Here is a 13,523-nt window from a genome sequence, read left to right as displayed (position 1 = left end):
CCGCCACCGGAGTAGATTGGTACTTCGTGCAACTACTTCATCGGCGGACGGACGGGTCCGCGGCCCGGCCCTCTCTGTTCGACGCGTTGCACTCGCGCAACTACAGACTGTGGGCGTCGGGTCAGATCGTCTCGCTCATCGGCACCTGGATGCAGCGCATCGCCCAGGACTGGCTGGTTCTCGAACTGTCCGGGGGCAACGGGCTCGCCGTCGGCATCGTCATGGCACTGCAGTTCGGTCCCACGCTGGTGCTGTCCGTGTGGGGCGGGGTGCTCGCGGATCGGTACGACAAGAGACGTCTCCTCATGGCCACTCAGGCCGCTGCCGCCGTGTTCGGGCTCGTGCTCGGGCTGCTCGACGTCGGCGGTGTCGTGGCGCTGTGGCACGTCTACGTCCTGGCGCTGCTCCTCGGCTGTTCGTCGGCGATCGACGCGCCCGTCCGGCAGTCGTTCACCATCGAGATGGTCGGTCCCGCACGGCTTCCCAACGCCATCGGCCTCAACTCGATGACGTTCAACCTCGCCCGCATCGTCGGCCCCGCGATCGCCGGCGTGGGCATCACGCTGGTCGGCACCGGCTGGGTCTTCCTCGTCAACGCAGCCTCGTTCGCCGCGGTGTTCGGCGCCCTCGCCGCCATGCGGCCCGCCGAACTGTTCACCGTCGAGCGTGCACCGCGTCGGAAAGGGCAGGTGCGGGAGGGATTCCGCTACGTCGCGGGGCGGCCGGATCTCTGCGTGCTCCTGGCGACCGTGTTCGTCGTGTCGACGTTCGGCATCAACTTCCCGCTGAGCCTGTCGGTGATCGCGCGCAACACCTTCGACGAGGGTGCGGACGCGTACGGATTCCTGTCCACGGTGCTCGCGGTGGGCACCTTGATCGGCGCGACTCTCGCCGCCCGGAGACGCGGCACCCCCGGGATCCGTCTCTTCGTGCTGTCCGCGGTGGTGTTCGGCATCTTCGAGACTCTGGCCGGAGTGATGCCCGCGTTCTGGGCCGTCGCAGTCATGCTGATCCCGGCCGGCGCAGTCCAGCTCACGTTCAGCACCATCGCGATGAACATCCTGCAGGCGTCGGTCCCGTCGGACATGCGCGGCCGGGTCATGGGCATCTACATGCTGTGCTTCCTCGGCGGAACCCCGCTGGGCAGCCCGTTGCTCGGCTGGGTGGCCGACGTCGTCGATCCTCGCGCACCGCTGGTGCTCGGCGGGATCGTCTCCCTGATCGCGGGCCTGGGCGCGGCGCTGGTCGTGCGCCGCACCCATGTCGCCGACATCGCGATGCCCGACGTCGGGGTCGACGAACCCCGACCCGCCTAGAAGAACCAGCCGATCTGGGGCTGGCTCGGGGTGCCGAAAGCCAGATCGAACTCGTGCAACGCCTTCTCCGACGTCGACGCCACTCGGCCGGCGGCCGCGAACTGGCGAGCGCGGTGCGCGCCGAGGTAGAGGCTGCCGAGGACGGACGAGGACACCGTCACGTCGGGGTCGTCGTCACTGCGGGTGACCTCGGCGTGCCCGTCGCGGGTGACGAAGCGATAGGCGCCGCCGGCATGCAGGAACGGATCCGCCACGCCGATCACGAGATCGGTGTCGATGGCGTACGTCCGCGCCGACAGCGCGGCCGGGACGTCCATCAACCGCACCCACAGGCCGTCCTTGACGCCGGTGACCTGCGGAACACGACGATCGGTCAGCAGTGTCAGCAGCGGATCCCCGACGGGAAGCGTCACCTCGATCGTCTCCACGAGATCGATGCCGCACATCACCTGCCAGAGATCGGAGCGTGCCTCGTCCGTCGCGGCGATGATGTCGACGATGCGCGCCTCCTGCGCCCCCGCTGTCCCGACGCGGTAGCCGCGGCGGAACGCGATGTATCCGTCGGGGTGGACGATGAAGAAGAGCTTGGAGAAACCACCGCGGGAGTTCTTGCGATCGGCGAAGAAGCGATGCCACCGGGTCTGGGGCATCGGCTGGGCGCCGGCGGTCTGTCGCTGCCACCGTCCGTAAATCTCCGGCAGCAGTTCACGAGCCTCCGCGGACGTCACCAGACGGGCGCCCCGGGGCGGCGGCAGATCCTTGCGGAACGCGGTGAAGCGCCGGTCGATGGTGTAGTTGACACCCTGCGTGGCGGCGCCGTACCCGAACCGCTCGTAGATGGTCGCCTCGCTCGCCGTGAGCACCGACAGGGGCTTGCCCGCCTCCTCGAAGCGCTCGTGCTGCGCGGTGAACATCCGGCGCAGGATGCCGCGTCGGCGATGCGTGGGAGCGACCGACACCCACGACACCCCCGTCGCGGGCAGGGTGCGGCCACCGGGGACGGTGACGTCCATCGGGAAGTGCATCGTGACACCGACCGGCAGGTCACCGTCGCACGCCAGGAAGATCTCGGACGAGGCCGTGAGGATCTTGGTCTCCTCCATGTCCTCGCTGTTCTGGTGCTCACCGAAAGCGTGGGCGTCGAGGAGCGCGATGGCGTCCCAGTCGTCCTCGGTGGCGGTACGGATGGTGATCGTGTCGTCGGTAGTCATCGCAGACGACCTTATCGGCCGCGCCGATGCACCGCCGGAACACGTCCTGAGAAGATGGGTCCGTGGTACACGTCGTCGACATCACCGACCCAGCCGATCCTCGCCTCGACGACTTCCGGGACCTCAACTCCTCGGACCGCCGCCCCGACCTGCCCGAGGGCAAGGGGCTGGTGATCGCGGAGGGTGTTCTGGTGGTCCAGCGCCTCGTCGCGTCACGTTTCGAGCCCCTCTCGCTGCTGGGCGTCGAGCGGCGGCTCGGTGAGCTCGCGGACGATCTCGTGGACGTCGACGTGCCGTTCTACCGCACCACGGCGGACGTCATGGCGGAGGCCGTCGGGTTCCACCTCAACCGCGGTGTGCTCGCGGCCGCCCGGCGCCCCGCACCGCTGGACCTCGCGGACGTCGTCGCCGACGCGCGGACCGTGGCGATTCTCGAAGGCGTCAACGACCACGAGAACCTCGGCTCCATGTTCCGCAATGCCGCCGGCCTCGGTGCCGACGCCGTCCTCTTCGGCGGCGCCTGCGCCGACCCGCTGTACCGACGGTCGGTGCGTGTCTCGATGGGCCACGTGCTGCGCGTGCCGTTCGCCACTGTCCCCGACTGGCCGCGCGGGCTGTCCGTGCTGCGCGACAACGGGTTCCAGCTCGTCTCGCTGACTCCGAATCCGACCGCCGTTCCGCTGGCCGAGGCGATGACGGGGGAGAAGGTCGCGCTGCTGCTCGGCGCCGAGGGGCCCGGACTCACCGAACACGCGATGCGCGCCACCGACGTCCGGGCGCGGATCCCGATGGCACCGGGCACCGACTCGCTCAACGTCGCCACCGCGGCCGCCATGGCGTTCTACGAGCGGGTGCGCACGGGATGAGGGATCCGGACGAACCGACACCGTGGGGCCCGGGAATTGCGTGCGCCGTCGCCGCGGCACTCGTCACCGCCGCCGCGGTGATCTCGCTGGGCCTCACCCTGCTCCGGGTCAGCAGCCTCTTCGCTGTCCTGGTGATGGCCGTGATGGTGGGCGGCGCTGCGCCGTCGGTCGCCCGCCGGCGTGCAGATCCGGTGTGGCGCTTCGTCGTTCCGGGCATCGCCGCCGGCGCGGCCGTGGGTGTGCTGGCGTTCGCCGTCGACGCGTCGGTCTAGCGGCGCCGGAACAGGCCGCGCTTGCGCTGCGGCTCCGGAGTCTCCGGTCGCGGCGGTTCGGGCGGAGGGGTCGCCGCCGGATCGCGCATCGCGAAGTCGCACAACAGCACCGACCCGGGGTCGGTGTCCCCGTCGCGGGCACCGCCGATCATGCGAACGCCGAGCCAGTGGGCGCTCGCCGCGTCGGCGAACTCTTGGGGGTGGAACGGCAGCGCCTGGGGATCGGGAAACTTCTCGCCGTCGAACTGCAGCGGATGGTCGCCCGACCAGAAGGGCCGTTCCCACGGGAAGGGAAGACCCTCGTCCTCGTGGATGTAGGTGGGGCCGGCGCTGAACGAGCGCTTCAGGGTGCCGGAGTCCCATTGCGCGAAGGCGCCCCACGCGTGCTCGCGTTCGGAGGCGACGAGAAAGGTGTGCGTGGACGGCAGCAACGACGTCCACGACTCCTCGAGAGTCGACGGACGCACCGCGGCGGGCTCGGACGCGCAGACGACGGTGATGCCCGGGTAGCAGCCGACCAGCACGCGGTTCGGCTCCGACGCCACGGCGAACGCCGTCAGGGGAGCCATGCCGACGAGGGTGGGCTCGAGACCGGGGTGGAGCTTCCGTGCGACGGCCGCGGCCGCATCGGTGTCGGACTGCACTCCGGACCGCAGTACCGCGATCGGATCAGGTGCGTCGACGAACCACAACGCTGCTGTTCCCAGCCCCACCGGGCGCCCCCTTGTCGTCGTCCGGTCTCAGACGGTCACTTTCTCGGCCGTGAAGATCGCTCTGCCGTGAACACTGCTCGGCTCAGCGGCCGTTGCTGCGCACTCCCAGCAAGACATCCTCCCACGACGGCATGGCCGGCTTTCCCCGTTTGTCCTTCGCGTTCGCATGGCCCGGCGCCGGCTTGGGTTGCGTCGGTTCGGGCTCGGGCTCGGCCTGCACTGCGGGTGTCTCCGCGGGTTCGGGCTGCTCCGCCGTGGTCTCCGTGTCCGAGTCCGCGTCGACCCCGTAGTAGTCGTCGAGGGTCTGCTGCGACGGCGAGTCCTCCTCGGCGGCGACGACGGGGGCCAGCCCTCGGAGCTGGCGGCCGAAATCGGGGTCGATCAGCTCGGACGCCGCGTCGTCGAGGGGCGTGACACTGCCGCCGTGGGCATCCGGCTGGAAACGCCAGTGCGCGGTGTTGGTGGTGCGTCCCGCGGGCCACGTCAGCTGAGCGATCCAGTGATTGTCCTCGTCGCGCCACGCGTCCCACTCGGCCTGGTCCATCGAATGCCCGCGGCCGCGGAACGCGAGTCCCACGATCTCCACGAGGGTGAGCACGGCGGGCCCGTCGGCACGCAGGGGGTGGCCCAGCTGGGCGAGTTCGGCAGCGCGGGAGCGTTCCAGCAGAACGGGGTGCGCGTAGCGCTCCACCTTGCTCGCCGGCATACCCGACTCCTTGGCCACCTGCTCGATGGAGGCGCCGGACCGGATGCGCGCCTGGATCTCGCGCGGTCGCATCAGAGAATCCATCTCGATCTCGATCTGTCCGAGTCGCGCGGCGTCACCACGGGCGGCGGCACGCAACTTCTCGTCGGCCGGCAGACGGAACTTCTCACCGGAGGAATCGGCACAGACGATGTGCTTGCCGTCCGACGCCAGGCCGATCACGTGGATCTCTCGCACGATCACTCCTTTGCGTCGCGACGGCCCCTGCCCCTCGGCTGCTCGCTGTCCGAGCACGGGGCCGGGTTCGGTGCCTCCCCCGACTGTAATGCACCACAGTGCAGCAGTCGGGGGGACACGCAGTGCGGGTCAGGCGAGGTGTTCGACCACATGGTCGATGCATGCCGTCAGTGCCGTGACGTCGTCGGGCTCCACGGCGGGGAACATGCCGACGCGCAGCTGGTTGCGGCCCAGCTTGCGGTACGGCTCGGTGTCGACGATGCCGTTGGCGCGCAACGTCTTCGCGACGGCCGCAGCGTCGACCTTCTCGTCGAAGTCGATGGTGCCGACCACCTGCGAGCGGTGCTTCGGATCGGTGACGAACGGCGTCGCAAACTCCGACTTCTCGGCCCAGTCGTACAGCCGCGACGAGGAGTCGGCGGTCCGTGACGTCGCCCAGTCCAGGCCGCCCTTGCCGTTCAGCCACTCGATCTGGTCGGCGAACAGGAGCAGCGTCGCCACCGCGGGGGTGTTGTACGTCTGGTTCTTGGTGCTGTTGTCGATGGCGATGGGCAGCGACAGGAAGTCGGGGACCCAGCGCTTGCTCGCCGCGATCTCGTCGACGCGGGCCAGTGCCGCGGGGCTCATCAGCGCAACCCACAGTCCGCCGTCGGCAGCGAAGTTCTTCTGCGGAGCGAAGTAGTAGACATCCGAATCGGCCACGTTCACGGGCAGTCCGCCGGCGCCCGAGGTCGCGTCGATCGCGATGAGGGCGTCTTCCGAGTCCGCGGGACGCGACACGGGAATGGCCACACCGGTCGAGGTCTCGTTGTGCGCCCACCCGATCAGGTCGACCGACGGGTCCGACGTGGGCTCCGGAGCACTGCCCGGCTCCGCGGAGACGACGATCGGGTCACCGATGAACGGGTTGGCCTTGGCCACCGAGGCGAACTTCGAGCTGAACTCACCGTTGGTGAGGTGCAGCGACTTCTCCTTGATCAGGCCGAACGCCGCGGCGTCCCAGAACGCGGTGGTGCCGCCGTTGCCCAGCACGACCTCGTAGCCCTCGGGGATCGAGAACAGCTCGCGCAGACCGTCGCGCACCCGACCCACCACGTCCTTCACCGGCTTCTGGCGGTGGCTGGTGCCGAACACCGATGCGCCCACGTCCACCAGGGACTGGAGCTGCTCGGGCCGGACCTTCGACGGACCGCACCCGAAGCGTCCGTCGCCGGGCTTGAGGTCGGAAGGAATGGTCAGGTTCTCGGCCATACGGGGTTCGCGTCCTTAGTTTCGGTGTGGGCGGTACCGGCGAGATCAGGGTAGTGCAGCCGTGACAGGGGTCGTGCACCCCGCTGGGCGTCTCGGTGCTGGTTGCCCGGTGCTGGTGGGCCGGCGGGCGCACCGCGCGGTGCCCTGCGCAGGATGCGGCGTGCGCTCGTCGACGGGCGCTGCGCGTGGAGGGCGCGGTCACCCCACCCGAGTGGTGCGCGGCCGTGCGCCCCCGCACCCTGCGGCCAACACCCGACACAGTTCGCGGCCGAGTTGCGGCGACGTCAGATCAGCCCACGTCCAGCGCACCACCGTCCATCCGTGTGCGCGGAGCAGGTCCTCGCGACGCTTCTCCCGCACCAGGACGTCGGCGGGTGACTCGCCGGGGCGTGCGAGAGCCGAGTACTTCGAGACACCGTCGAACTCGCCGATCACACCCTCGTCCTCCCACAAGAAATCGGGGCGGAAGGTGGTGCGGCGGTCCGAGAGCATCAGCGTGACCTGCAGTTCCGGGCACGGAACGCCGAGATGGTGCAGATACACGCGGCTCCGCGACTCCCCGACGCTCTCGCTTCGCCCGTCCAGGAAGCCGAGTACACACTCGGCGGCGGTGCGTCTGCGATGGGACGGCGTACGGCTCAGCGACTCGCCCACCGACTCCGGCGTCACGAGATGTCGGTTCAGTGCGGAGTCACCGGCGCAGACCGCATCCTCGAACGGGAGGGTCCGCGCGAGGTCGGCGACGGTGCGCGCAGCGGACGTGCAGCGCAGGCCGTCGATGACGTCGACGTCCCGCTCGGTCAGACCGTCGGCATGCACGTGGCGATGCCGACCGACGTGGCCACCCGACGATCGCGGGATGCCGAGATGCACCCGTTCCGGGACTCGCCACAACGACATCCCGTGCACCAAGGCTGCGGAACCGTGTGCGGCGGCCGCCGCGGGGGCGCTCGCCAGCAGCGTCGCGCGCACCTCGAGCAGGTGCCGGCCGGTGGCGTCGAGTGATTCGAGGACCGCAGCCGGAACGTAGATGCCGCGCCGGACGACGGCGATCTCGCGACGCGCCAGTGCAGCCTTGATCTCGGCGTCGGTGGCGCCGCGTGCCAGTGCGTCACGACGGCTGAGCAGGTGTTCCCCGTAGAAGTTCACGGCCGCAGTGTGCGCACGAGTCGGTCGACCGCGCTGCGGCCGTCCACAGTCGGCCGTCATCCCCGGGTTCGAGCGCCCGCCCCTTGCCCCGCGCGCACCGCTCGGCTACGCGCGCAGGACGAGAAGTGCGCGAAACACCGTGCGGTGCGCGCGGCGGAAACCCGGGCACCCAGCAACTGGGCACCCCGCCTACCTCACGCGATGGTGCCCCACCCCTCGACGCTCTCGGGGGAGCGCGGTGCGGGGCCGGTGTAGATGGCGGCGGGGCGCACGAGCTTGCCGAGGCGTTTCTGTTCGAGGATGTGGGCGCACCAGCCGGCGGTGCGGCCGCAGGTGAACATGGCGGGCATCATGTGCGCGGGTACTTCGGCGAAGTCGAGGATGACGGCGGCCCAGAACTCGACGTTGGTCTCGATGGCGCGATCGGGGCGACGTTCGCGGAGCTCGGTCAGTGCGGCCTGTTCGAGGGCGGCAGCGACCTCGAAGCGCGGTGCGTTCAGGCGCTGGGCGGTGGCGCGCAGGACGCGGGCGCGGGGATCCTCGGCGCGGTACACGCGGTGCCCGAAGCCCATCAGCTTCTCTTTCCGGTCGAGGATGCCCTTGACCAGTGCCCGTGCGTCGCCGGACTTCTCGACCTCCTCGATCATGGGGAGGACGCGGGCGGGGGCGCCGCCGTGCAGGGGGCCGGACATGGCGCCGATGGCTCCGGAGAGTGCTGCGGCGACGTCGGCTCCGGTGGAGGCGATGACGCGGGCGGTGAAGGTGGAGGCGTTCATGCCGTGTTCGGCGGCGGAGACCCAGTAGGCGTCGATGGCCTCGGTGTGGGCCGGGTCCGGGTCGCCCTTCCATCGGGTCATGAATCGTTCTGTGACAGTGGAACACTGGTCGATCCGCGCCTGGGGGACGGCCGGTTGGTAGATCCCTCGCGCGGACTGGGCGACGTAGGACAGTGCCATGACGGAGGCGCGTGCGAGGTGTTCGCGGGCGGTGTCGTCGTCGATGTCGAGAAGCGGCTCGTATCCCCAGATGGGGGCGAGCATCGCGAGTCCGGCTTGGACGTCGACGCGGACGTCGCCGGTGTGGATGGGGAGAGGGAACGGTTCGGCCGGGGGTAGACCGGGGCCGAAGCGTCCGTCGACGAGCAGTGCCCACACGTTGCCGAAGGTGACGCCCTTGCCGACGAGGTCTTCGATGTCGACGCCGCGGTAGCGCAGGGCGCCGCCGTCCTTGTCGGGTTCGGCGATGTCGGTGGTGAACGCGACAACCCCTTCGAGCCCGGCGACGAAGCCCTCCGGTACGACGGTGTTCTGGGCCATCTGATCCCTCGTTCCCTGTGTCCGCGCGGTCCTCGTCCATGGCCGGACCGGCATGTCATCGCACCATAGTGGGTACGGGTGGCACCCGGAAAACTCGGGAGTAGCGTCTGCGCGGTGACCGAGAACATCGACCTGGCGGATATGCGGGTGGCGTATGGCGGGGACGACGATCTCGAGGAGAGCGACCTCGCCGGCGGCTGGCTCGCGCTCGCCCGCGTGTGGTTGCAGCAGGCGATCGACGCGCGTCTGCCGGAACCGAATGCCCTCACGCTCGGCACCGTCGACGCGCAGGGGCGACCGGCCACTCGAACGGTGCTCTGCAAGGAGATCTCGACCGACGGCGTCGTCTTCTTCACCAATTACGGATCCGCGAAAGCCCGCCACCTCGAGTCGACGCCGTTCGCCTCCGCGACGTTCCCGTGGATCGGTATCCAGCGCCAACTCACGGTGCGCGGACCGGTCACGCGAGTGGGCGCCGACGAGACGGCTGCCTACTGGGCCACCCGGCCGCGGGGGTCGCAGCTCGGTGCGTGGGCGTCGCAGCAGTCGAGCCCCATCGGATCGCGCCAGGATCTGGAACAGCAACTTGCCGACGTGACGGACAGGTTCGAGAACAAGGACGTGCCGGTGCCTCCGAACTGGGGCGGCCTCCGCATCGCACCCGAGTCCGTCGAGTTCTGGCAGGGCCGGAACAACCGTCTGCACAACAGGCTGGTGGTCACGGCGTCCGGCGTCGAACGTCTGCAACCGTGAAACTCCTCGCCGACACCACTCCTCTCCAGAATCCCGATTATCGACGCCTGTGGGCGTCGGGCGTCGTCACGGTCATCGGTGCCCAGCTCTCGGTCGTCGCTGTGCCGCAACAGATCTTCCAGATCACGTCGAGCTCGGCGTACGTGGGACTCGCGGGTGCTTTCGCGTTGGTTCCTCTCGTCGTGTTCGGGCTGTGGGGCGGGGCGTTGGCCGACGTGATGGACCGGCGCACCTTGCTGATGATCACCACGGTGGGGATCGGCGCGACGTCGTTCATGCTGTGGCTGCAGGCGCACCTCGGGCTGAACAACGTGTGGATCGTGTTGGTGCTGCTCGCCGTGCAGCAGGGCTTCTTCGCGGTGAATCAGCCGACGCGCAGCGCCATCATTCCACGCCTGATTCCGTTGCGGCAGTTGCCCGCTGCGAATTCGCTGAACATGACGGTTTTCAATTTCGGTGCCATCGCGGGCCCGATGCTCGCCGGCGCATTGATTCCCGCTTTCGGTTTGCCGACGCTGTATCTGCTCGACACCATCGCGCTGTCGGTCACGCTGTGGGCAGTCGCGCGACTGCCGAAAATTCCGCCGACGGGGGAGTCCCGACGCGCGGGTCTGCGAGAAGTCTTCCAAGGGTTCGCCTACCTTGCGACGCAGAAGGTGTTGCTGGCCTCATTCGTCGTCGACATCATCGCGATGGTGTTCGGAATGCCGCGGGCCCTGTTCCCTGAGGTGGCCACCGAAACGTTCGGCGACCCGGCCGAGGGTGGACTCGTCCTCGGTCTGCTGTTCGCGTCGCTGTCGGCGGGCGCGGTGCTGGGAGGCGTGTTCTCGGGCTGGTTGCCGCGAGTGCGACGTCAGGGTGTCGCCGTGATCGCGTGCATCGTGGTGTGGGGCGGCTCGATGATCGGGTTCGGTATCTCCGTGGCGCTCGCGACCGTCGGCCAGCGGGGGTGGGCGCTGTACATGGCGTTGGGCTTCCTGGCGATCGGCGGCGGCGCCGACATGATCTCCGCCGCGTTCCGGAGCTCGATGCTGCAGTCCGTCGCCACCGACGACATGCGGGGCAGGTTGCAGGGCGTCTTCATCGTGGTGGTCGCGGGCGGTCCGCGAGTCGGCGACGTCCTGCACGGTGCCGCCGCGTTCATGGTGGGCACCGCAGCGGCAGCAGCGGGCGGTGGCGTGCTGGTGATCGTCGGGGTGATGATCGCAGCCCTCGCGATCCCGGCGTTCGTGAAATACCGCGTCACCGCTCAGACCTGAGCGGTGCGGCGGCACACCTCCGCCCAGGGCGTGGGCTCGATACCCAGCATCTGCTGTGACCGCGTCGAGTCGAGGACGTAGGGCGCGGTGCGTTGGTAGGACAGCTGGTTCAGCTCCCGCAGCATCGGTACGGCGAGACCCGCAGCCCGCGTGATCAGCCGGGGTACGACGCGTACTGGCACCGGGGGTCTGCCCACGGCCTCGAGTGTGTCGGTGATCGCTTGTCGCAGTGTCACAGCGGGATTGGTCGGCGCGTGCCACACCTGTCCCCACGATTCGGGGGTGTCGACGGCGGCGATCAGCGCTCGCGCCTCGTCGAGGACGTCGGTGAACGAGTGAGGCACGTCGGCTGCATCGATCGCCCAGACGGCCTTGCCGTCGAGTGCCGCGGGGAGGAGGCGCGTGACGTGGCCGTTCGCACCCACTCCCGTTCCCATGTAGTCCGAACCGCGCACCTCGACTGCCCGCAGAGTTCCGGCGCGGTGCGCGTCGGCGAGGTCGCGCCACATCTGCGCCCGCAGCATTCCCTTGTGGTCGGTGGCCGCGTCGGGCATTCCCTCGCGCATGACACCGTCGGCGACGGGCCCGTACGGGTACAGCGTGCCGGTGACCGCCAGGACGGCGCCCGTCCGCTCGGCGGCGGTGCGCAGCGACCGCGCCAACGGCGGCCACACCTGATGCCACTGCGTGTAGTCGCTCGGGTTGGCGCAGTTGTACAGCGCACGGGCGCCTTCGGTGAGCGCGCTGAGAGCGTCGGCGTCGGAAGCATCCGCGGCGGCGGCTGTGACACCCGGGACGGCGGTGCCGCGGCGGGAGACGAGGACGACCTCGGAGCCGCGGTCGGCGAGGAGGCGGGCGACATGGGTACCGACGGGGCCGGCCCCGACGACGACGTGACGATCGGACATGGGAAACACCTTCCGTAGTGGAGAGCACCGCTCTCGGGATAACTATGAGAGCACCGCTCTCGAAAGTCAAGAGCGGTGCTCTCGGTTACTGTGGAGGCATGCCCACGCCCCGCGAAACCGCACGCACGGAGACGATGGCCGCGATCCTGAGCGCCGCACGGACACAGCTCGCCGAGGTCGGTCCCGCGTCGCTGTCGCTGCGGGCGGTGGCGCGGGAGATCGGTATGGTGTCCTCGGCCGTCTACCGCTACGTGGCGAGCCGGGACGACCTGCTCACCGCGTTGATCGTGCAGTGCTATGACGAGGTCGGCGCCGCTCTCGAAGACGCGGATCCGCGGGGTGGGAAGCCTGTCGACCGCTGGGTGGCGGTGTGTGACGCATTGCGGTCCTGGGCCGCGGCGCACCCCCACGAGTACGCGCTGCTGTACGGCTCACCCGTGCCCGGCTACCGCGCTCCCCGGACGACGGTGGTTCCCGCGACCCGGCCCACCCTCGTGATGGTGAGCATCGTCGTCGATGCTTACCGGTCGGAGCCGCCGACGCTCATCGAGCCCGGCCTCTACTCGCCGGCGCGCGACTTCGTCGTGCAGCACTTCCGCGAGACCCGCGGGGAGGACGTGAGTGGCGTGATGACGGACGACCTGGTGGCCCGCACCTTGTCCGCGTGGATCACCGTGTTCGGCGCGGTGTCGTTCGAGCGCTTCGGCCACCTGGTCGGCGTCACCGCGGACACCGGCGCGTTCTACGCCGACATCGTGCGGGATCTGGCGGCGTCGCTCGGTCTCAGTGAAAGGTGAGGTGCCACACCGCGAGTGCGGCCAGCGCGCCGGCGCCGTTGAGCGCCCAGTGCAGCCCGATGGGGGCGATGATGCTGCCGCCACGATGGCGTAGCCAGGTGAAGACGAAGCCGGCCAGGGTGGTCCCGGCGACGGCGCCGCACACGCCGATGATCTGACCGAAGAGGCCGGTTCCCAGCACGGCGGAGAAGCCGTCGTTGCCCGCCGTCAGGCCGAGTGACGACGCTACGTGCCACAGGCCGAAGAGCAGCGAACCGATGACGGCGACCGCACGAATGCCGAAGCGCCGCGACAATTTCGCGTGCAGGACGCCGCGGAACGCGAGCTCCTCGGGAACGACCGTCTGGAGCGGAATGATGACCAGGGCCGCGAACAGTGTGGCGCCGACGTTGACGCCGTACCGCTCGTTGAGGAAGGCGCTCTGCGTCAGCGGTATCGACGCGGCGATGGCGACGACGAGAAGCGTGATGCCCGCCGCGGCGGCGCCGTGACGGGCTCCGCGTCCGACGTTGCTCAGTCCCAAGTCGCTCCACTGGAGGCCGCGCGCACGGGCGAAGGCGAGCAGCAGCAGGGCGCCGACCGGCACCGCGGCGACCGCGATGGGGGTCGGCGCGAAGTGCGCGGTCAGGTTGAAGACCACCAGGGCCGCGACGACCACGACGATGTCGACGAGGGTCCTGTCGAACCAACGGCGGGATGTCACCGGTTCGGTGGCGACGACGACTGTGGACACCCGATCCACCGTACAGAGAACGGCGCGTCACATCAG

Annotated in this window: 14 protein-coding genes; 6 read left to right on the top strand and 8 right to left on the bottom strand. The window is 69.5% G+C overall.

Going from position 1 to position 13,523, the window contains the following annotated elements; translation table 11 throughout:
• The first annotated feature begins 74 nt into the window (after positions 1 to 74).
• The gene (locus J4E04_RS16350; RefSeq protein WP_490150563.1) at positions 75 to 1,316 is read left to right on the top strand and encodes an MFS transporter; all 1,242 of its coding nucleotides are present in this window, start codon (positions 75 to 77) and stop codon (positions 1,314 to 1,316) included.
• On the opposite strand, the gene J4E04_RS16345 is transcribed toward J4E04_RS16350, so the two are convergent.
• Complete coding sequence (locus tag J4E04_RS16345; RefSeq protein ID WP_490149030.1) at positions 1,313 to 2,527, bottom strand: GNAT family N-acetyltransferase; 1,215 nt, start codon at positions 2,525 to 2,527, stop codon at positions 1,313 to 1,315. The genes J4E04_RS16350 and J4E04_RS16345 overlap by 4 nt on opposite strands.
• A gap of 62 nt (positions 2,528 to 2,589) precedes the next feature.
• Between J4E04_RS16345 and J4E04_RS16340 the strand changes: the two genes are divergently transcribed.
• Entirely contained in the window at positions 2,590 to 3,393 is an 804-nt protein-coding gene (locus tag J4E04_RS16340) for a TrmH family RNA methyltransferase (RefSeq protein ID WP_027504223.1), read from the top strand.
• Positions 3,390 to 3,665 (top strand): DUF2537 domain-containing protein, encoded by a 276-nt coding sequence (locus J4E04_RS16335; RefSeq protein ID WP_222627779.1) that lies wholly within the window; start codon positions 3,390 to 3,392, stop codon positions 3,663 to 3,665. Before J4E04_RS16340 ends, J4E04_RS16335 begins: the two co-directional genes overlap by 4 nt.
• On the opposite strand, the gene J4E04_RS16330 is transcribed toward J4E04_RS16335, so the two are convergent.
• From J4E04_RS16330 to J4E04_RS16310, 5 genes are all read right to left on the bottom strand, one after another.
• A complete protein-coding gene (locus J4E04_RS16330) occupies positions 3,662 to 4,378 on the bottom strand; it encodes a DUF6928 family protein (RefSeq protein WP_056446855.1) in 717 nt (238 codons plus the stop codon). The genes J4E04_RS16335 and J4E04_RS16330 overlap by 4 nt on opposite strands.
• 82 nt (positions 4,379 to 4,460) lie before the next feature.
• Positions 4,461 to 5,321, bottom strand: a complete 861-nt coding sequence (gene sepH / locus J4E04_RS16325; protein ID WP_222640911.1) for a septation protein SepH — start codon at positions 5,319 to 5,321, stop codon at positions 4,461 to 4,463.
• A 129-nt stretch (positions 5,322 to 5,450) separates the two neighbouring features.
• Entirely contained in the window at positions 5,451 to 6,572 is a 1,122-nt protein-coding gene (gene serC, locus J4E04_RS16320; protein WP_490149029.1) for a phosphoserine transaminase, read from the bottom strand.
• A 198-nt stretch (positions 6,573 to 6,770) separates the two neighbouring features.
• The gene (locus J4E04_RS16315) at positions 6,771 to 7,721 is read right to left on the bottom strand and encodes a hypothetical protein (protein ID WP_490149028.1); all 951 of its coding nucleotides are present in this window, start codon (positions 7,719 to 7,721) and stop codon (positions 6,771 to 6,773) included.
• Positions 7,722 to 7,915: 194 nt separating this feature from the next.
• The gene (locus tag J4E04_RS16310; protein ID WP_490149027.1) at positions 7,916 to 9,037 is read right to left on the bottom strand and encodes a citrate synthase 2; all 1,122 of its coding nucleotides are present in this window, start codon (positions 9,035 to 9,037) and stop codon (positions 7,916 to 7,918) included.
• A gap of 141 nt (positions 9,038 to 9,178) precedes the next feature.
• Here J4E04_RS16310 and pdxH point away from each other — a divergent pair, with 141 nt between their 5' ends.
• Positions 9,179 to 9,790: a pyridoxamine 5'-phosphate oxidase gene (gene pdxH / locus J4E04_RS16305; RefSeq protein ID WP_490150562.1), complete on the top strand. Its 612-nt coding sequence runs from the start codon at positions 9,179 to 9,181 to the stop codon at positions 9,788 to 9,790.
• Positions 9,787 to 11,049, top strand: coding sequence for an MFS transporter (locus J4E04_RS16300; RefSeq protein WP_490149026.1), 1,263 nt, complete (start codon positions 9,787 to 9,789; stop codon positions 11,047 to 11,049). Before pdxH ends, J4E04_RS16300 begins: the two co-directional genes overlap by 4 nt.
• On the opposite strand, the gene J4E04_RS16295 is transcribed toward J4E04_RS16300, so the two are convergent.
• Positions 11,040 to 11,957 carry an NAD-dependent epimerase/dehydratase family protein gene (locus J4E04_RS16295; RefSeq protein ID WP_490149025.1) on the bottom strand — a complete coding sequence of 306 codons (918 nt, stop codon included), beginning with the start codon at positions 11,955 to 11,957 and terminating at the stop codon, positions 11,040 to 11,042. The genes J4E04_RS16300 and J4E04_RS16295 overlap by 10 nt on opposite strands.
• A 98-nt stretch (positions 11,958 to 12,055) precedes the next feature.
• Here J4E04_RS16295 and J4E04_RS16290 point away from each other — a divergent pair, with 98 nt between their 5' ends.
• Positions 12,056 to 12,754 (top strand): TetR/AcrR family transcriptional regulator, encoded by a 699-nt coding sequence (locus J4E04_RS16290; RefSeq protein ID WP_490149024.1) that lies wholly within the window; start codon positions 12,056 to 12,058, stop codon positions 12,752 to 12,754.
• Here J4E04_RS16290 and J4E04_RS16285 read toward each other — a convergent pair.
• Positions 12,741 to 13,487, bottom strand: coding sequence for a CPBP family intramembrane glutamic endopeptidase (locus J4E04_RS16285; protein WP_490149023.1), 747 nt, complete (start codon positions 13,485 to 13,487; stop codon positions 12,741 to 12,743). The genes J4E04_RS16290 and J4E04_RS16285 overlap by 14 nt on opposite strands.
• Positions 13,488 to 13,523: the final 36 nt, after the last annotated feature.

It is taken from the genome of Rhodococcus sp. NFXS4 (assembly GCF_058139645.1).
The sequence above is the reverse complement of the archived record's forward strand: the minus strand, read 5'-3'. Positions and strand labels throughout refer to the sequence as shown.